General features: G+C 57.8%; 18 protein-coding genes and 1 riboswitch. Of the genes, 12 read left to right on the forward strand and 6 right to left on the reverse strand.

Translation table 11 applies throughout. The features are described 5' to 3' along the window. The first annotated feature begins 16 nt into the window (after window positions 1-16). The 4 genes from bioB to bioD are packed head-to-tail and all read left to right on the forward strand — an operon-like array spanning window position 17 to window position 3,644. Window positions 17-1,057 (forward strand): biotin synthase BioB, encoded by a 1,041-nt coding sequence (gene bioB, locus ACQG1K_RS06970; RefSeq protein ID WP_367075625.1) that lies wholly within the window; start codon window positions 17-19, stop codon window positions 1,055-1,057. After that, the gene (gene bioF / locus ACQG1K_RS06975) at window positions 1,054-2,211 is read left to right on the forward strand and encodes an 8-amino-7-oxononanoate synthase (protein WP_367075623.1); all 1,158 of its coding nucleotides are present in this window, start codon (window positions 1,054-1,056) and stop codon (window positions 2,209-2,211) included. The genes bioB and bioF overlap by 4 nt, the downstream gene beginning before the upstream one ends. Further along, on the forward strand, window positions 2,195-2,950 hold the full coding sequence (bioC, locus tag ACQG1K_RS06980) for a malonyl-ACP O-methyltransferase BioC (protein WP_022647496.1): 756 nt from the start codon (window positions 2,195-2,197) through the stop codon (window positions 2,948-2,950). The genes bioF and bioC overlap by 17 nt, the downstream gene beginning before the upstream one ends. Continuing rightward, entirely contained in the window at window positions 2,943-3,644 is a 702-nt protein-coding gene (gene bioD, locus ACQG1K_RS06985; protein WP_074143867.1) for a dethiobiotin synthase, read from the forward strand. Before bioC ends, bioD begins: the two co-directional genes overlap by 8 nt. Here bioD and ACQG1K_RS06990 read toward each other — a convergent pair. Further along, window positions 3,607-4,329 carry an ABC transporter ATP-binding protein gene (locus ACQG1K_RS06990; RefSeq protein WP_367075620.1) on the reverse strand — a complete coding sequence of 241 codons (723 nt, stop codon included), beginning with the start codon at window positions 4,327-4,329 and terminating at the stop codon, window positions 3,607-3,609. The genes bioD and ACQG1K_RS06990 overlap by 38 nt on opposite strands. Before the next feature lie 748 nt (window positions 4,330-5,077). On the opposite strand from ACQG1K_RS06990, the gene uvrB reads away from it, so the two are divergent. Continuing rightward, window positions 5,078-7,093, forward strand: a complete 2,016-nt coding sequence (gene uvrB, locus ACQG1K_RS06995; protein ID WP_003858519.1) for an excinuclease ABC subunit UvrB — start codon at window positions 5,078-5,080, stop codon at window positions 7,091-7,093. 514 nt (window positions 7,094-7,607) lie between these two features. Here the strand turns inward: uvrB and yvcK are convergent. After that, window positions 7,608-8,516: a uridine diphosphate-N-acetylglucosamine-binding protein YvcK gene (yvcK, locus tag ACQG1K_RS07000; RefSeq protein ID WP_023299636.1), complete on the reverse strand. Its 909-nt coding sequence runs from the start codon at window positions 8,514-8,516 to the stop codon at window positions 7,608-7,610. 226 nt (window positions 8,517-8,742) lie between these two features. Next, window positions 8,743-8,876, forward strand: a riboswitch (molybdenum cofactor riboswitch). Between yvcK and moaA the strand changes: the two genes are divergently transcribed. From moaA to ACQG1K_RS07030, 6 genes are all read left to right on the forward strand, one after another. Next, entirely contained in the window at window positions 8,864-9,853 is a 990-nt protein-coding gene (gene moaA, locus ACQG1K_RS07005) for a GTP 3',8-cyclase MoaA (RefSeq protein WP_022647500.1), read from the forward strand. It overlaps the preceding riboswitch by 13 nt. 24 nt (window positions 9,854-9,877) lie before the next feature. After that, window positions 9,878-10,390 carry a molybdenum cofactor biosynthesis protein B gene (moaB, locus tag ACQG1K_RS07010; protein WP_367076653.1) on the forward strand — a complete coding sequence of 171 codons (513 nt, stop codon included), beginning with the start codon at window positions 9,878-9,880 and terminating at the stop codon, window positions 10,388-10,390. A 3-nt stretch (window positions 10,391-10,393) separates the two neighbouring features. Further along, window positions 10,394-10,879, forward strand: coding sequence for a cyclic pyranopterin monophosphate synthase MoaC (gene moaC / locus ACQG1K_RS07015; RefSeq protein ID WP_006809528.1), 486 nt, complete (start codon window positions 10,394-10,396; stop codon window positions 10,877-10,879). Beyond that, the gene (gene moaD, locus ACQG1K_RS07020) at window positions 10,872-11,117 is read left to right on the forward strand and encodes a molybdopterin synthase sulfur carrier subunit (RefSeq protein WP_022647502.1); all 246 of its coding nucleotides are present in this window, start codon (window positions 10,872-10,874) and stop codon (window positions 11,115-11,117) included. The genes moaC and moaD overlap by 8 nt, the downstream gene beginning before the upstream one ends. 1 nt (window position 11,118) lies before the next feature. Beyond that, a complete protein-coding gene (gene moaE, locus ACQG1K_RS07025; protein ID WP_022647503.1) occupies window positions 11,119-11,571 on the forward strand; it encodes a molybdopterin synthase catalytic subunit MoaE in 453 nt (150 codons plus the stop codon). Window positions 11,572-11,629: 58 nt separating this feature from the next. Next, a complete protein-coding gene (locus tag ACQG1K_RS07030) occupies window positions 11,630-12,337 on the forward strand; it encodes a Bax inhibitor-1/YccA family protein (protein WP_015571081.1) in 708 nt (235 codons plus the stop codon). Between the two features lie 532 nt (window positions 12,338-12,869). Here ACQG1K_RS07030 and ACQG1K_RS07035 read toward each other — a convergent pair. From ACQG1K_RS07035 to ACQG1K_RS07045, 3 genes are read right to left on the reverse strand one after another with little or no spacing between them, the layout of a single operon-like run. Continuing rightward, the gene (locus ACQG1K_RS07035; protein ID WP_023299637.1) at window positions 12,870-13,832 is read right to left on the reverse strand and encodes a lysylphosphatidylglycerol synthase domain-containing protein; all 963 of its coding nucleotides are present in this window, start codon (window positions 13,830-13,832) and stop codon (window positions 12,870-12,872) included. Then, complete coding sequence (gene clsB / locus ACQG1K_RS07040) at window positions 13,832-15,070, reverse strand: cardiolipin synthase ClsB (RefSeq protein ID WP_022647504.1); 1,239 nt, start codon at window positions 15,068-15,070, stop codon at window positions 13,832-13,834. The genes ACQG1K_RS07035 and clsB overlap by 1 nt, the downstream gene beginning before the upstream one ends. Then, window positions 15,067-15,828: an endonuclease/exonuclease/phosphatase family protein gene (locus ACQG1K_RS07045; protein WP_022647505.1), complete on the reverse strand. Its 762-nt coding sequence runs from the start codon at window positions 15,826-15,828 to the stop codon at window positions 15,067-15,069. Before ACQG1K_RS07045 ends, clsB begins: the two co-directional genes overlap by 4 nt. 133 nt (window positions 15,829-15,961) lie before the next feature. Between ACQG1K_RS07045 and ACQG1K_RS07050 the strand changes: the two genes are divergently transcribed. Further along, entirely contained in the window at window positions 15,962-16,372 is a 411-nt protein-coding gene (locus ACQG1K_RS07050) for a YbhQ family protein (RefSeq protein ID WP_003858499.1), read from the forward strand. Here the strand turns inward: ACQG1K_RS07050 and ACQG1K_RS07055 are convergent. Next, window positions 16,334-17,440, reverse strand: a complete 1,107-nt coding sequence (locus tag ACQG1K_RS07055) for an ABC transporter permease (protein ID WP_022647506.1) — start codon at window positions 17,438-17,440, stop codon at window positions 16,334-16,336. The two genes, ACQG1K_RS07050 and ACQG1K_RS07055, sit on opposite strands and share 39 nt — an antisense overlap. Between the last annotated feature and the right edge of the window lie 48 nt (window positions 17,441-17,488).

A 17,488-nucleotide genomic window follows, 5' to 3' on the forward strand; every position in this document is an offset into this window, starting at 1 on the left:
CCTTTGGAGAAGCCCGATGGCTCACCACGTAAGCTGGACGATGTCGCAAGTCACTGAATTATTCAACAAACCTTTCCTGGAGCTGATGTTTGAGGCGCAACAGGTGCACCGCCAGCACTTCGATCCGCGTCATGTTCAGGTCAGCACGCTGCTGTCGATTAAAACCGGGGCTTGCCCGGAAGACTGCAAATATTGCCCGCAAAGCGCGCGCTATAAAACCGGTCTCGAATCCGAGCGCCTGATGGAAGTCGAGCAGGTGCTCGACTCAGCGCGCAAGGCCAAAAACGCTGGCTCAACCCGCTTCTGCATGGGCGCGGCGTGGAAAAACCCCCATGAGCGCGACATGCCCTATCTGGAGCAGATGGTGAAGGGGGTGAAGGAGATGGGGCTTGAAGCCTGCATGACACTGGGTACGCTTAACGAGGAGCAGGCGCAGCGCCTCTCGGCGGCAGGGCTGGATTACTACAATCACAACCTCGATACCTCGCCGGAATTCTACGGCAACATCATCACCACGCGCACCTATCAGGAGCGTCTGGATACGCTGGATAAAGTGCGTGATGCGGGGATCAAGGTCTGTTCCGGCGGGATCGTGGGACTGGGCGAAACGGTAAAAGATCGTGCCGGCCTGCTGTTACAGCTGGCGAACCTGCCGACCCCGCCGGAAAGCGTGCCCATCAACATGCTGGTGAAGGTAAAAGGTACGCCGCTGGCGGATAATGAGGACGTGGATGCCTTCGATTTCATCCGCACCATCGCGGTGGCGCGCATCATGATGCCAACCTCTTACGTTCGCCTCTCTGCCGGTCGCGAGCAGATGAGCGAGCAGACCCAGGCAATGTGCTTTATGGCCGGGGCCAACTCCATCTTCTACGGTTGCAAACTGCTGACCACACCAAACCCGGAAGAGGACAAAGACGTTCAGCTGTTCCGCAAGCTGGGGCTGAACCCACACCAGACCGGGGTACAGGCGGGGGATAACGAGCAACAGCAGCAGCTGGAGCAGCAGATTTTCAACGCCGACACTGACCAGTTCTACAACGCGGCAGCCGTATGACCTGGCAGGCACGTATCAGGACCGCGCTCGACGAGCGGCGGGCGGCAGATGCATTTCGGGTACGCAGGGTAGTGGAAAACGGTGCAGGCCGTTTTCTCACCCGGGAAGGAGAGCGGTTCTGTAATTTCTCCAGCAACGATTATCTGGGCCTGAGCCAGCACCCGCAGATCGTTCGTGCCTGGCAGCAGGGCGCGGATCGTTACGGCGTGGGCAGCGGTGGCTCCGGGCACGTCAGCGGCTACACCACGGCCCATCAGGCGCTGGAGGAAGAGCTGGCCGACTGGCTGGGCTACCCGCGGGCGCTGCTGTTTATCTCCGGTTTTGCCGCGAATCAGGCGGTGATTGCCGCCCTGATGGGCAAAGACGACCGCATCATCGCGGACCGCCTGAGCCACGCCTCCCTGCTTGAAGCCGCCAGTCTCAGCCCGGCACAGCTGCGGCGTTTTGCCCATAACGATGCCTCTCAGCTGAACGTCCTGCTGGGTAAACCCTGTTCAGGGCTTCAGCTGGCGGTCACGGAAGGGGTATTTAGCATGGACGGCGACAGCGCGCCCCTGGCCGCGTTGCACGACGCCGCAAAACAACAGAACGCCTGGCTGCTGGTCGACGATGCCCACGGCATTGGCGTCACCGGCGAGGAGGGGCGCGGAAGCGCTTATCAGCAGGGCGTCAGGCCGGAACTGCTGGTGGTCACCTTCGGCAAAGGCTTCGGCGTCAGCGGTGCCGCGGTGTTGTGCTGCGAGCCGGTGGCCGACTACCTGGTACAGTTCGCCCGGCACCTGATCTACAGCACCAGCATGCCCCCGGCGCAGGCCGTGGCACTCTCAGCGTCGCTTGCGGTGATCCGCGGCGAAGACGGCGCTGAACGCCGGGCTCGCCTGGCCGACCATATTCAGCGTTTTCGCCGGGGGGTAAGCGAACTGCCTTACCGGCTTACCGACTCGCACAGCGCCATTCAGCCCGTGATTGTGGGTGAAAACCATCGGGCGCTGATGCTGGCACAGGCGCTACGAGAACGCGGGCAGTGGGTCACGGCGATCCGCCCACCCACCGTGCCGCCAGGCACCGCGCGCTTGCGTCTGACGCTTACGGCAGCGCACGAGCCGCAGGATATCGATACGCTTCTGGAGGCACTGTATGTCTCCCGTCAATAAACAGGCCGTTGCCGCCGCGTTTGGCCGGGCAGCGCAAAGCTATTCACAGCACGATGAGCTGCAACGCCTGAGCGCGCGCGGGCTGCTGGCCGCGCTCGGTGAGGGGCATTTTATGCAGGTGCTGGACGCGGGCTGCGGGCCAGGCGGCAATAGCCGCTACTGGCGCGCAACGGGCAGCCACGTCACGGCGCTGGATTTATCCGCGCAGATGCTGGATGAAGCCCGCCAGCAGCAGTCAGCAGACCGTTATCTGGTGGCCGATATCGAGGCCATCCCGTTGGAGGATGCCCTGTTTGACCTCGTCTGGAGCCATCTGGCGGTGCAGTGGTGCACCAGCCTGTCGCAGGCGCTACGCGAGCTTTACCGCGTGGCACGGCCCGGCGGAGCGGTGGCCTTTACCACCCTGCTGGAAAGTTCGTTGCCGGAGCTGAATCAGGCGTGGAGGGCGGTGGATGCGCAGCCGCACGCCAACCGGTTTCTCTCGCACGAACAGGTCACTCAGGCGCTGGCAGGCTGGCGCTATCGCAGTGAGGTCCAGACCGTCACCCTCGAATTTAGCGATGCGTTAAGCGCCATGCGCTCTCTTAAGGGCATAGGCGCGACGCACCTGCACGCCGGTCGGGAGAAGAAACCCCTTACCCGCGGACAACTCCAGCGTCTCGGGCTGGCCTGGCCGCAGGATCGGGGCCGGTTCCCGCTCTCTTATCATCTTTTTCATGGGATTATTGAACGTGACTGAACGTTATTTTGTTACCGGTACGGACACTGAGGTCGGTAAAACGGTTGCCAGCGCTGCGCTGTTGCAGGCGGCGCGTCTGCTGGGGAAAACAACGGCCGGGTATAAGCCCGTAGCCTCCGGCAGCGAGATGACGCCGGAAGGCTTACGCAATACTGATGCGCTGGCGCTACAGCGTAACAGCAGCCTTGCGCTGGCCTATTCTGCGGTGAACCCCTATACCTTTGCTGAACCCACCTCGCCGCACATCGTTAGCGCCGATGAAGATCGTCCGATTGATTTTTCGGTGCTCTCTTCCGGATTACGCGACCTGGAAACGCAGGCCGACTGGGTGCTGGTGGAGGGGGCTGGCGGCTGGTTTACCCCGCTGTCCGACGAGCAGACATTTGCTGACTGGGTGCAGGCCGAACAGCTTCCGGTCATTCTGGTGGTCGGCGTGAAGCTTGGCTGTATCAATCACGCCATGCTGACCGCTCATGCCGTGCAGCAGGCCGGGTTGCGTCTGGCAGGGTGGATTGCCAATGACGTGGTTGCGCCGGGTAAACGTCATGCTGAGTATCTGGCGACGCTGAAGCGGGTGCTGCCTGCGCCGTTTCTCGGCGAGATCCCGTGGCTTGCCGACGGCGCAGAGCAGGCGGAAACCGGACGCTATCTTGACCTCAGCGCCTTATGTCCCGCGCCATCCAGTGCGCAATAAGGTCGTCATCCAGCTCGTTAACGTGGCCCTGTGCCACGTTACGCCCGCGATAGAGCATGCAGAAACGATCCGCTACCCGGCGGATAAACGACAGCTGTTGCTCCGCTAACAGCACCGTCATTCCCAGCTCCCGATTCAACCGTACCAGCAGTTGACCCAGCCTGCGGGCGAAGCCTTGCCCTGCGCCATACATGGGCTCATCCAGAATCAACACGCGCGGGCGATTAACCAGCGCACTGGCGAGGGCCAGCTGATACTGGTCGTCGGGGGACAGCGCAGAGGCACGGCTCTGTCGCAGCGGATAGAGCTCCGGAAACAGGGCGTACACGTCATTTTTTGATGTCGGGTCGGATTTCCCCGTCGCCCGCATAGCGATATGCAGATTTTCATCGACGGTCAGCTGGGAAAATATCCGCCGATCCTGCGGGACGTAGCCTATCGTTGGCGGCGCCGTTAATGCTGACGCAGGGCCGAGCAAATTACGCGGCGGCGCGCCAGCCTCATGCCATATGATGGTGCCGCTTTCAACGGGCACCTTTCCGGTAATGCAGTTCATGAGCGTGGATTTACCCATGCCAGGCAGGCCAACAATGCCCGTACAGATTCCTTGCGGGAAATCGATATTCACGTTCCATAGCGTATGTTGGCTTCCGTAAAACTGATTTACAGCACGCAGACTCAACATCTTTCTCTCCTTAAAAATGTGTGGGGTAATGCTCAGGCTGATATCTGCAAAACGCCTGCCAGAAACAAAATAATGATTAAAAAAGAGCCATTTTTAGGAATAACCCACTGCTAAAAGCTTAACGTTTGTTCGAATTGCACGCTACCGGTGCCGTGCGTGTCGAATCGTGGTGCAGGGAAAATGACGGAATTGTGATTAAGATCTCGCCGGTTACTTATGAAAAAATGAACGTTTTCCAGGCAAAAAAGAGTGATAAAAATTTTTTACTGCCGCTTCGTGGGAAAAACCGGGAATTTGCTGGAGTGCATGCTGTACGGGCTGGAGGCAGTTATCCACTATTCCTGTGGATAACCTTGTGCATTAGAGTTAGAAAACACGCGATAAGCGAGAGAATACGCGGGTTACGCCCAAATTGATGCGAAACGCGGCTTTAGGAAATAGTCTATATTTTTTAACGAATTAGATAAAAGCAATTCCCTCAGCGCCAGCGACACCTGTTGCCATAAAACTTTCATAACCGCCCTTGACAAATGTTAAAAAAGTAATAGTTCTGGGGATAACCCCCTGAGGCTGGTGTTTTATATTGTCACAGTTGAAATTTAGCTCGCGAACGCACTAATCCTCTCTGCGCTACGCTAAATATCCTGACACGCTACTGGTTTTCCATCCAGTGTTTTTTACTGGCAATCCTGGCCACAACGAGTAAAATTACTCACCTGCCGCTTATTCTGTCATCAGGTCGTCGCCCATGAGTAAACCGTTCAAATTGAATTCTGCTTTCCGTCCTTCCGGGGATCAGCCCGAGGCCATTCGTCGCCTGGAAGAGGGGCTGGAAGACGGGCTGGCGCACCAGACCCTGCTGGGGGTAACCGGTTCGGGTAAAACCTTCACTATTGCCAACGTCATCGCCGATCTCCAGCGTCCTACGATGGTTCTTGCGCCGAACAAAACGCTGGCGGCGCAGCTGTATGGTGAGATGAAAGAGTTCTTCCCGGAAAACGCGGTGGAGTATTTCGTCTCCTACTACGACTACTACCAGCCGGAAGCCTACGTTCCCAGCTCCGACACGTTTATCGAGAAAGATGCCTCGGTGAACGAACATATCGAGCAGATGCGTTTGTCGGCGACCAAGGCGCTGCTGGAGCGTCGTGATGTGGTGGTGGTGGCCTCGGTGTCGGCGATCTACGGCCTGGGCGATCCGGATCTCTATCTCAAGATGATGCTGCACCTGACGCAGGGGATGATCATCGATCAGCGGGCAATTTTGCGCCGTCTGGCGGAGTTGCAGTACACCCGTAACGATCAGGCGTTCCAGCGCGGGACCTTCCGCGTACGTGGTGAGGTGATTGATATCTTCCCGGCGGAATCGGACGACATGGCGCTGCGCGTGGAGCTGTTCGATGAAGAGGTTGAACGCCTGTCGCTGTTCGATCCGCTGACCGGTCACGTGGAGTCGGTGATCCAGCGCTTCACCATCTACCCAAAAACGCACTACGTGACGCCACGCGAGCGTATCGTACAGGCGATGGAAGAGATTAAAATTGAGCTGGCAGACCGCCGCAAGGTGCTGCTGGCGAACAACAAGCTGCTGGAAGAGCAGCGCCTGAGCCAGCGTACCCAGTTCGATCTGGAGATGATGAACGAGCTGGGCTACTGCTCCGGCATTGAAAACTACTCACGCTACCTCTCCGGGCGCGGGCCGGGCGAAGCGCCGCCGACGCTGTTTGACTACCTTCCGGCGGACGGCCTGCTGGTGATCGACGAATCCCACGTTACGATCCCCCAGATCGGCGGGATGTACCGCGGTGACCGCGCGCGTAAAGAGACGCTGGTGGAGTACGGATTCCGACTGCCGTCAGCGCTGGACAACCGTCCGATGAAGTTTGAAGAATTTGAGGCGCTTGCTCCGCAGACCATCTACGTATCGGCGACGCCGGGCAACTACGAGCTGGAGAAATCCGGTGATGACGTGGTGGACCAGGTTGTGCGTCCGACCGGGCTGCTGGATCCGATTATCGAGGTGCGTCCGGTGGCGACGCAGGTGGACGATCTGCTCTCGGAAATACGTGCCCGTTCCGCCATCAACGAGCGTGTACTGGTGACCACGCTCACCAAACGTATGGCGGAGGATTTGACGGAGTATCTGGAAGAACACGGCGAGAAGGTGCGGTATCTGCACTCGGATATTGATACCGTGGAGCGTATGGAGATCATCCGCGACCTGCGCCTGGGCGAGTTCGACGTGCTGGTGGGTATCAACCTTCTGCGAGAAGGTCTGGATATGCCGGAAGTGTCGCTGGTGGCGATTCTGGACGCGGACAAAGAGGGCTTCCTGCGTTCCGAGCGCTCGCTGATCCAGACCATTGGCCGTGCCGCGCGTAACGTCAACGGGAAGGCGATTCTGTACGGGGATAAAATCACCCCGTCGATGGCCAAAGCGATTGGCGAAACGGAACGTCGTCGCGAGAAGCAGCAGCGCTATAACGAAGAGCACGGCATCACGCCGCAGGGGCTGAACAAGAAGGTGGTGGATATCCTGGCGCTGGGTCAGAACATTGCGAAGACCAAAGCGAAAGGGCGCGGCAAGGCCCGTTCAGTGGTGGAGGAGGATACCGTCGCGCTGACACCGAAAGCGTTGCAGCAAAAGATCCACGAGCTGGAAGGGCAGATGATGCAGCACGCGCAGAATCTGGAGTTCGAAGAGGCTGCGCAAATCCGCGATCAGCTGCATCAGCTGCGGGATCTGTTTATTGCGGCATCGTAGTTTTTTGCCCGGTGGGGTTTTCTCCCTCTCCCTGTGGGCTGAGGGATCCCCAGTAATTTTTTATGCAGAAGCAATAAAGTTGCTTTCTAAATGACTGAGGGCTGTCAGCGATGCCCTGGTCCGGCTGTAAATCGCTGAGGCGTTTCCTGCAGGCCGGGGCGAGGCGCAGGGATGCGCCGAGAGGGCGGCTTTACAGGGACGTTGCCTCCGCCCGTACCCGATAAGCCGGAAGGAATAAGCCGAGGGCACCGCGAAGCGGCGATTTACCGCCGGGAGCCCGGGTCGCCAGGGTGGTGGCGACTGAGCCACCCTGGCACGTTCACCGGTCATGTCGTTACAGAGTAGCAAGGAACATAAAGTGAACGGAATGACCACCACCGCCGTATGTTCCCCTCACCCTAACCCTCTCCCCGGAGGGGCGAGGGGATTGCTCAGTGCTCGCATTAATTTGTGGGGAACCCTCAGCCCTGTGGGAGAGGGCCGGGGTGAGGGCATCAGGCCGCACAAAACGAACCTAACCTAATGCCTGAATCGCCTTCTCCAGCGCCTCGCGCAGCAGATGGCGGTCGTGGCGATATTTAATATCGCTGGCTTCCAGCGGCTCCTGCACCACCACGCGATCGCCAATCCCCGACACATCTACTTTTGGCCCGACCACGACACCATCGATAATTTTCTTACCAACATACTGTTCCATCAGGTCCAGCTTATCCGCCAGCGACAGGCTTGCCGCCGCCGGACTGAGTTCGCGGCCTAAATTACCGATATAGACCATGGGCGCAGGCGTTCTGCGCAGCGCCTGCGCCAGCTCTTTCACCAGCAGGATCGGCATCAGGCTGGTATAAAAACTCCCCGGCCCAATCAGGATCAGATCGGCCTCGCCAATCGCTTCAACCGCTTCACGCGTTGCGGGTACGCTGGGGTAGGTCATCAGCTCTTTTGGCGGAAGGAGAAGCTGGTCGATATTCACTTCACCATACACTTCGTGATCGTCAGCATCGATCGCCATCAAATCTACCGGCTGTTCGGACATCGGGATCAGGAACGCATCCACTTTTAGCAGGTTACGAATTAAATTGATCGCTTCCAGAGGGCGCACGCTCAGGTGATCCAGCGCCTTTAACATCAGATTTCCAAGGTTATGGCCTGAAAGTTCGCCATTTCCCCCAAAACGGTACTCAAACATCGCCGAGGCCACGCTTGGCTCAGTGATGAGCTGGTTGAGGCAGTTGCGCATATCACCCCAGGCTATCCCGCCTTCAGCACGTCGGATCCGCCCGGTTGAGCCGCCGTTGTCCGTTGTTGTCACGATGCCCGTCAGGCGTGAGCCCAGTGACGATAACGACGACATAACCCGTCCCAGACCGTGACCTCCTCCAAGAGCGACCACGCGGTCCAGATCCGCAAAAGTGCGATTGCGCATACCTATTCCTTATCCTGTTAAGCTTGCGTCACAGTAACGCAACTACTCCTAAAAGACGATGCCTCTCACAAACCATAATGACGTATATCAATGCGAAAGCGCTGTTTTTGCGTATTCTGTAGTGAAAATGCACGATAACATCGTTATGTATAAATTTATATAGCGAAAAGCGACAATGGCGAAGTGGCGATTTCCACGCTACTATCGCCATAACCACGTTTTCAAAACTGAAAACATACACTCTAGCCCTGGCGCCTGTGTCGAGAGATATGGCGCCCTGGCCGTGGCGGATTTGCCACCAGGGTACAGAAAGAAATGACTGTGCCTCCCGATCTGGAAAGGTGTACATGGCTTCACAACTTACTGATGCTTTCGCGCGTAAGTTTTTCTACTTACGTTTGTCGATTACCGACGTGTGTAACTTCCGTTGCACCTACTGCCTGCCCGATGGCTACAAGCCGGGCAGCGTCACCAACAACGGCTTTCTCTCCGTGGAAGAAGTACGCCGCGTCACGCGCGCGTTCTCTGAACTCGGTACGGAAAAAGTGCGTCTTACCGGGGGAGAGCCCTCCCTGCGCCGTGATTTCCCTGACATCATTGCCGCCGTGCGTGAAAACGAACGTATCCGCCAGATAGCGGTGACCACCAACGGTTACCGCATGGCGCGTGACGTGGCGAACTGGCGCGATGCGGGGCTGACGGCGATCAACGTCAGCGTCGATAGCCTGGACGCCCGTCAGTTCCACGCCATTACCGGCCAGGATAAGTTCCAGCAGGTAATGGACGGCATCGATGCCGCGTTCACCGCCGGTTTCGACAAGGTCAAAGTCAATACCGTGTTGATGCGTGATGTGAACCACCATCAGCTGGACACCTTTCTGGCGTGGATCAAACCGCGCCGCATTCAACTGCGTTTTATTGAGCTGATGGAGACCGGGGAGGGCAGCGAGCTGTTCCGTCGCCATCACATCTCCGGCATGGTCCTGCGTGACGAACTGCTGAAACGCGGCTGGATCCACCAGATCCGCCAGCGCAGCGATGGCCCGGCGCAGGTCTTTTGTCATCCGGATTATGAAGGCGAAATCGGCCTGATCATGCCCTATGAAAAAGACTTCTGTGCCAGCTGCAACCGCCTGCGCGTCTCCTCTGTCGGCAAGCTGCACCTCTGCCTGTTCGGGGATGGCGGCGTCGATCTGCGCGATTTGCTGGAAGACGACGCCCAACAGGACGCGCTTGAAGCACGCATTTCCGAGGCGCTGACGCACAAAAAGCAGACCCATTTCCTGCATCAGGGCAACACCGGCATTACTCAGAACCTGTCCTATATCGGCGGGTAATCAGGCTTTAGAAGGAACCAGAAGATGAGTCAGGTAAGCGCGGAATTTATCCCGACACGCATTGCTATTCTTACCGTTGCCGAACGTCGTGGTGAAGAGGATGATACCTCCGGCCACTGGCTGCACGAGGCGGCACACGAAGCCGGGCACCAGATTGTTGATAAAGCGATCGTCAAAGAGAACCGTTACGCCATTCGCGCTCAGGTTTCACAGTGGATTGCGAGTGATGACGTCCAGGTTGTACTGATCACTGGCGGCACCGGCTTTACCGCAGGCGACCAGGCGCCGGAAGCGCTGCTTCCGCTGTTCGATCGCGAAGTAGAAGGCTTCGGCGAAGTGTTCCGCATGCTCTCATTTGAAGAGATTGGCACCTCTACGCTCCAGTCCCGTGCCGTCGCGGGGGTAGCGAACAAGACGCTGATCTTCGCCATGCCGGGCTCGACCAAAGCCTGCCGCACCGCGTGGGAAAACATTATTGCCCCGCAGCTGGATGCCCGTACCCGTCCGTGTAATTTCCATCCCCATTTAAAGAAATAAGCTATGTCACAACTGACCCACATAAACGCCGCTGGCGAAGCGCATATGGTGGATGTCTCCGCCAAAGCCGAAACGGTGCGCGAGGCGCGTGCTGAAGCGTTCGTCACCATGCTACCGGAGACGCTGGCGATGATTATCGACGGTAGCCATCACAAGGGTGATGTGTTTGCCACCGCCCGCATCGCCGGTATTCAGGCCGCTAAACGTACCTGGGACCTCATCCCGCTCTGCCATCCGCTGATGCTTAGCAAAGTGGAGGTAAATTTGCAGGCGCAGCCGGAGCATAACCGCGTGCGTATCGAGTCCCTGTGCCGCTTAACCGGGAAAACCGGCGTGGAGATGGAGGCGTTGACGGCAGCCTCCGTGGCGGCACTGACCATCTACGACATGTGTAAAGCGGTGCAGAAAGATATGGTGATTGGCCCGGTGCGTCTGCTGGCAAAAAGCGGCGGCAAATCCGGTGATTTTAAGGTGGAAAGCCATGATTAAGGTGCTCTTTTTTGCCCAGGTCCGTGAGCTGATCAATACCGACAGCCTGACGCTGGACGGCTCTTTCGAAAACGTCGCCGCCCTGCGTGCGCATCTGGCGGCGCAAAGCGACCGCTGGGCGCTGGCGCTGGATGAAGGCAAATTGCTGGCCGCCGTGAATCAGACGCTGGTGGAGTTGACCCACCCGCTGGCTGATGGGGATGAAGTGGCCTTCTTCCCGCCGGTCACAGGGGGTTGAGATGACGGAAACCCGAATTCTGGTTGGCCATGAGCGTTTTAACGTGGGCACGGAATATGACTGGCTGGCCGGGCGCGACGAAGACGGCGCGGTCGTGACCTTTACCGGGAAAGTGCGTAATCATAATCTCGGCGACAGCGTAAAAGCGCTGACGCTGGAGCACTATCCGGGAATGACCGAAAAATCGCTGGCGGCCATTGTCGAAGAGGCGCGAGGCCGCTGGCCGCTGGGGCGCGTTACGGTTATCCATCGCATCGGCGAAATGTGGCCCGGCGAAGAAATTGTGTTTGTCGGCGTCACCAGCGCCCATCGCGGGAGTGCTTTTGCGGCGGGGGAGTTCATCATGGATTACCTCAAAACTAAAGCGCCGTTCTGGAAGCGTGAAGCGACGCCGGAAGGTGAGCGCTGGGTGGAATCGCGGGACAGCGACAAACAGGCTGCCAGCCGCTGGTAACAGGTTTACGTGGATGTGTTAGTCTTAACGTGTGTGTTTACTTAATCAGGAGTGAATCATGGACCGATTTCCGCGTTCCGATTCGATAGTTCAGCAGACCCGTAGCGGGCTGCAAACCTACATGGCTCAGGTATATGGCTGGATGACGGTTGGCCTGCTGCTTACCGCGTTTATCGCGTGGTATGCGGCAAACACGCCTGAACTGATGATGTTTATCTTCTCCAGCAAAATCACCTTCTTTGGGCTGATTATTGCGCAACTGGCGCTGGTATTCGTGCTCTCCGGGCTGGTGCACAAGCTCAGCGCGGGCATGGCGACCACGCTGTTTATGCTCTATTCGGCGCTGACCGGGCTGACGCTCTCCAGTATTTTCATCGTTTACACCTACTCCTCCATCGCCAGCACCTTTGTGGTGACCGGCGGGATGTTCGGTGTGATGAGCCTGTACGGTTACACCACCAAACGTGACCTGAGCGGCTTCGGCAACATGCTGTTTATGGGGCTGATAGGGATTGTGCTGGCGTCGCTGGTGAACCTGTGGTTGAAGAGTGACGCGCTGATGTGGGCGGTGACCTATATCGGGGTGGTGATCTTCGTGGGCTTAACCGCCTACGACACCCAGAAACTGAAAAACATCGGTGAACAAATTGATGTTCGCGACAGTTCAAACCTGCGCAAATACTCGATTCTGGGCGCACTGACGCTGTATCTGGACTTCATCAACCTGTTCCTGATGCTGCTGCGTATCTTCGGCAACCGTCGCTAGTGAGGGTGGCGCTGTCTGATGCCCTCACCCTGACCCTCTCCCACAGGGCTGAGGGTTCCCCACAAATTAATGCGAGCACTGAGCAATCCCCTCGCCCCTCCGGGGAGAGGGTTAGGGTGAGGGGAACATACGGCGGTGGTGGTCATTCCGTTCACTTTATGTTCCTTGCTACTCTGTAACGACATGACCGGTGAACGTGCCAGGGTGGCTCAGTCGCCACCACCCTGGCGACCCGGGCTCCCGGCGGTAAATCGCCGCTTCGCGGTGCCCTCGGCTTATTCCTTCCGGCTTATCGGGTACGGGCGGAGGCAACGTCCCTGTAAAGCCGCCCTCTCGGCGCATCCCTGCGCCTCGCCCCGGCCGGAAGGCAAACGCCTCAGCGATTTACAGCCGGACCAGGGCATCGCTGACAGCCCTCAGTCATTTAGAAAGCAACTTTATTGCTTCTGCATAAAAAAATTACTGGGGATCCCTCAGCCCACAGGGAGAGGGAACAAACCCTAAAAACGGCAACGAAGTTGCCGTTTTGCTTTTATTTTGCCATCGCCTTCTCGTTTTTGGCGCGCAGCTTCTTCGCCCGACTCTCCAGCACCAGATAACAGATCGTTGCCAGCGCCAGCGGCAGGAAGTAGTAGATCATGCGGTACGCGAGCAGGGCAGCGATAATCGTCCCGTGAGACACATGCTCCCCTGCAAGCAGCGCGATAAACACCGCTTCCAGTACGCCGATCCCCGCCGGAATATGCACAATTACCCCGGCAATACTGCTTACCAGCAGCACGCCCAGCACGAAGAAGTAATTCACATCTTCGCCAATCAGCAGCCAGATAATGGCCCCCATCGCCATCCAGTTGGCGCTGGAAACCACCATTTGCAGGACGGCAAACTTCCATGACGGCAGCACCAGCTTCTGCCCTTTAATGGTCATATGACGACGTTTGGCAAAGGCGCAGGCCCACAGGTAGGCGGCGATGATCAGCAGCAGTACGATGCCCAGAATGCGCAGGGTGGCCTCATCGATGTACCAGTGCGCAGGCAGCTGCACCACGCCAATGGTGAAGATCACCCCGCCGAGCAGGATATACCCCAGCCAGTTGGTGGTGATACTCAGCGAGAAAATACGCGTGATGGTGCCGCCCGGTAAGCCAAGGCGGGAGTACAGGCGATAGCGCATGCCAATCCCGCCAACCCAGGTGCTCAGCGTCAGGTTAAAGGCGTAGCAGATGAATGACACCAGCATAACCTGCCGTTTGGCAAGCTTATGCCCGCAGTAGGCGCGTCCCAACAGGTCATAGCAGCCGTACATCAGGTAGCTCACAATCACCAGGCCAACCGCCCCCAGCAGGACTGTCCGGTTGTAGTTGCGAATAACCTTCCACACCTCTTCCCAGTCCACCTTTTGGGCATACACCACCAGCAGGACCGCGACGGCAATGAAGAACAGCCAGGTCAGGATTTTTTTCGCCAGCCGCCAGCGAGGATGAGATTTCGACATCAGGTTTTCCCTCCATCTTCCGCCTCTACGCGGTCCTGGGTTTCCATTTCGGGTTGCACTGGCGGATCCACCAGCGCCAGTTTCGGTGTATGCGCGGGCAGCCAGCCCACCATGGCCGGGAAGTGGCGCAGGAAGTGGAACACCACCACGCCGATGCCAACGTTCCACCAGCTGCGTTTCGGCACCATGGACTCATCCACACGCACGCAGTCTTTATTGATCAGACCCTGAAGGTTATCGCGCAGGGTCTGATTAAACTGGCGATCGTGGATGATCAGGTTCGCTTCCAGATTGAGCGATAAGCTCAGCGGATCGAGGTTGCTTGAGCCAACGGTCGCCCAGTGGTCATCCATCACGGCCACTTTGCCGTGCAGCGGGCGGCGGCGATATTCATAGATTTGCACGCCGCTTTTGACCAGATAGCGATAGAGCAGACGCGCGCCCACCTTCACAATCGGCATATCGGGCTCACCCTGGACGATGAGCTTCACGCTCACGCCGCGTCGGGCCGCGTTGCGCATGGCGTGCAAAATCCGGTAACCGGGGAAGAAATAGGCGTTGGCGATAATCACCTCGCGCTTCGCGTTCGCCAGCATCTTCAGGTAGTGACGTTCGATATCGTCCCGGTGCTCCTCGTTATCCCGCCAGACGAACAGCGCCTGCGCCTCGCCGGGCTTGCGGTTCTCTTCCGGGCGATGGCGGCGTCGCCACCAGCGGCGAGCGGCCTCTTTGCCGGGTAAGTTTTCCAGCACGAACAGCTGGATGTCCTGAACCACCGGTCCCTCAATGCGGATCGCGTAGTCCTGTTTCGCTTCGGGACCGTAATCCGACATATGCTCGGCGGAGTAGTTAATGCCGCCCACGAAGGCCACCGTTTCGTCCACCACCACAATTTTGCGGTGCATTCGGCGGAACAGGTTGGTGCGCATCCCGAACAGACGCGGGCCGGGATCGTAATAGCGGAATACCACCCCTGCGGCGGTGAGCTCGTTAACAAATTCGTCGCTGAGATCCGGCGAACCATATCCGTCGAGCAGGACCTCGATTTTTATACCGCGACGAGCGGCTTGCAGCAGCGCGCTGTGCAACTGCCTGCCCACGTCGTCTTCAAACCAGATAAACGTTTCCAGAAAGACTTTCTGCTGTGCGTGGCTAATCGCCTCAAAGACTGCCGGATAAAAGTTATCGCCATTTTCCAGCAGCGTAATACGGTTACCTTCCTGCCATGTGCATTTCATAAGTGGATCTCCGCGCTGAGTGGGGCATGGTCGGAGAGATGTCGCCAGTTGAGTAAAGCCAGCGCCGTCGGGCTGCTGGCGTGGGCATTTTTTACGTAGATGCGGTCAAGGCGCAGCAGGGGGAAGCGCACCGGAAACGTCCGCGCGGGACGACCGCGTGAGCGGGTAAAAATCTCCTCCAGCCCCGCATTCACCTTCAGAGGATGGTTGGCCCGCTGTCGCCAGTCGTTAAAATCACCGGCCACCACCACGGGCTCGCCCTCCGGCAGCGCATTGGTCCAGTCTGCCAGCATCTGTAGCTGAGCCTGACGGTGGGCCTCACGCAGGCCAAGATGAACGCAGCCCACATGAATGGGAAAATCGAGCGCCGGTGGCGTGATGCGGCAGTATAACAACCCGCGTTTTTCGCTCTCGCCAACGGAGACGTCCCGGTTCTCATAATGCTCGATAGGAAAACGCGACAGCACTGCGTTACCGTGATGCCCCTCCGGGTAGACCGCATTGCGCCCGTAGGCGTAATCGCTCCACATGGTATCCGCCAGAAACTCGTAATGGGGCGTGTCGGGCCAGTTTTCGAAATGCATCGGGTGCACTTCGTGCGCGCCCATGACCTCCTGGAGGCAGACAATATCGGCGCTGACGGTGCGTACCGCGTCGCGCAGCTCCGGTAAAATGAAGCGGCGGTTAAATGCTGTGAAGCCCTTATGAATATTTATCGTCAGCACCTTAAGCGAGAAATGCTGCGTTCTTTTGCTCATAAACACCTTCCTGGGTGACTATCCCGATGAAAATAAAGTGTAGTAGGCGTCACAAAAAGATGCGGCGTTACGGAATTTTCCGTAAAGTGCGGTAGTCTGAATTAGCAGAGAAAAATCCTTCAGGAGAGAAGCCATGAAGTGGCAACAACGCGTTCGTGTCGCAACCGGTTTAAGTTGCTGGCAGATAATGTTGCATTTACTGGTCGTGGCCGTACTGGTGATGGGCTGGATGAGCGGCACGCTGGTGCGTGTCGGCTTAGGGTTATGTGTGGTTTACGGCGTGACCGTGCTGTCGATGCTGTTTTTACAGCGTCACCACGACGCGCGCTGGCGTGAAGTGGGTGATGTGCTCGAAGAGCTCACCACCACCTGGTATTTTGGTGCGGCAATGATCGTCCTGTGGCTGTTGTCACGCGTGCTGCAAAACAACCTGCTGCTGGCCCTGGCGGGTCTGGCTATCCTCGCAGGGCCTGCGGTGGTGTCGTTGCTCACCAAAGAGAAAAAGCTACGCGATGTTTCGTCTAAACATCGCATAGGCCACTGAGCCCGTTGTGGCCGCGATGACCAGTAGCGGCCACAAACTTCCCCACACAATATCCAGACTCGCATCCTTCAGATAGATTTGCTTGGTGATATCCGTGAAGTGACGAATTGGGTTTATCCATGTCAGATCCTGTAACCACACCGGCATGTTCTCCACTGGCGACACGTACCCTGAAAGCAAAATCGCCGGCATCATAAAGACAAACACCCCGATAAACGCCTGCTGCTGCGTTGAGCAGAGCGCGGAAATCAGCAGCCCAAACCCCACCAGCGACAGGCCGTAAATCACCATCGTGAAGTAAAACAGCGCCAGCGATCCGGCAAACGGGATCTGGTACGCCCATATTCCCACCCCCAGCACGATGGTGGCCTGGAACGTCGCGACAATCAGTGCCGGCACCGCCTTGCCGACAAATATCTGCCATGTAGCGAGCGGCGAGACAAGCAGCTGATCCAGCGTACCTTGCTCACGTTCGCGTGCCACGGACAGCGAGGTGACAATCATCACGCCAATAGTGGTGATCATGGCGATTAACGACGGCACCACAAACCACTTGTAGTCCAGATTCGGGTTGTACCAGTTGCGCACCACCAGCTCGCTGTTGTTGGGTTTGGGTTTGCCCGCCATCAGCTCCTGCTGGTAGTCCTTCACTACCTGCTGCAAATAGTTCGCCGCTATCTGGGCGCTGTTGGAGTTACGTCCGTCGAGGATCAGCTGCATCGGCGCGGTCTGGAAGGTGTCCAGATTGCGGGAGAAATCCGCCGGGAAGCGCACCAGCAATAATGCTTTCTGCGTGTCGATGGTGGGCTGGATCGCCTGCGGGCTTTGCAGCAGCAGGACATGGGTAAAGGCTTTGGCGCGGGCGAAACGCTGCGTCAGCTCGACGGAATGCTTGCCATTGTCTTCGTTGTAAATGGCGATGGTGGCGTTGGTGACCTCCAGCGTGGCGGCAAACGGAAACAGTACAACCTGAAGCAGCACCGGCAGCACCAGAATGGCGCGGGTCTGCGGCTCGCGCAGCAAGGATTGCAGCTCTTTGCGGATCAATGTCCATAAACGGTGAAACATCGCGTCGTCCTCCTGTCGGGTGGCGCTTGCGCTTTCCCGACCTACAAA

Source organism: Enterobacter cloacae complex sp. 402C9 (assembly GCF_050030745.1).
GTDB classification, from domain to species: domain Bacteria; phylum Pseudomonadota; class Gammaproteobacteria; order Enterobacterales; family Enterobacteriaceae; genus Enterobacter; species Enterobacter intestinihominis.

Bases quoted from the DNA above. Each gene is read 5' to 3' on its own strand.
- moaC (WP_006809528.1), top strand. From the start codon at position 10,394: ATGTCACAACTGACCCACATAAACGCCGCTGGCGAAGCGCATATGGTG.
- ACQG1K_RS07035 (WP_023299637.1), bottom strand. From the start codon at position 13,832: ATGTCGAAATCTCATCCTCGCTGGCGGCTGGCGAAAAAAATCCTGACC.
- ACQG1K_RS06990 (WP_367075620.1), bottom strand. From the start codon at position 4,329: ATGTTGAGTCTGCGTGCTGTAAATCAGTTTTACGGAAGCCAACATACG.
- clsB (WP_022647504.1), bottom strand. From the start codon at position 15,070: ATGAAATGCACATGGCAGGAAGGTAACCGTATTACGCTGCTGGAAAAT.
- moaA (WP_022647500.1), top strand. From the start codon at position 8,864: ATGGCTTCACAACTTACTGATGCTTTCGCGCGTAAGTTTTTCTACTTA.
- uvrB (WP_003858519.1), top strand. From the start codon at position 5,078: ATGAGTAAACCGTTCAAATTGAATTCTGCTTTCCGTCCTTCCGGGGAT.
- bioF (WP_367075623.1), top strand. From the start codon at position 1,054: ATGACCTGGCAGGCACGTATCAGGACCGCGCTCGACGAGCGGCGGGCG.
- ACQG1K_RS07030 (WP_015571081.1), top strand. From the start codon at position 11,630: ATGGACCGATTTCCGCGTTCCGATTCGATAGTTCAGCAGACCCGTAGC.
- moaE (WP_022647503.1), top strand. From the start codon at position 11,119: ATGACGGAAACCCGAATTCTGGTTGGCCATGAGCGTTTTAACGTGGGC.
- bioC (WP_022647496.1), top strand. From the start codon at position 2,195: ATGTCTCCCGTCAATAAACAGGCCGTTGCCGCCGCGTTTGGCCGGGCA.
- bioB (WP_367075625.1), top strand. From the start codon at position 17: ATGGCTCACCACGTAAGCTGGACGATGTCGCAAGTCACTGAATTATTC.
- ACQG1K_RS07045 (WP_022647505.1), bottom strand. From the start codon at position 15,828: ATGAGCAAAAGAACGCAGCATTTCTCGCTTAAGGTGCTGACGATAAAT.
- yvcK (WP_023299636.1), bottom strand. From the start codon at position 8,516: ATGCGCAATCGCACTTTTGCGGATCTGGACCGCGTGGTCGCTCTTGGA.
- moaB (WP_367076653.1), top strand. From the start codon at position 9,878: ATGAGTCAGGTAAGCGCGGAATTTATCCCGACACGCATTGCTATTCTT.
- ACQG1K_RS07055 (WP_022647506.1), bottom strand. From the start codon at position 17,440: ATGTTTCACCGTTTATGGACATTGATCCGCAAAGAGCTGCAATCCTTG.
- ACQG1K_RS07050 (WP_003858499.1), top strand. From the start codon at position 15,962: ATGAAGTGGCAACAACGCGTTCGTGTCGCAACCGGTTTAAGTTGCTGG.
- moaD (WP_022647502.1), top strand. From the start codon at position 10,872: ATGATTAAGGTGCTCTTTTTTGCCCAGGTCCGTGAGCTGATCAATACC.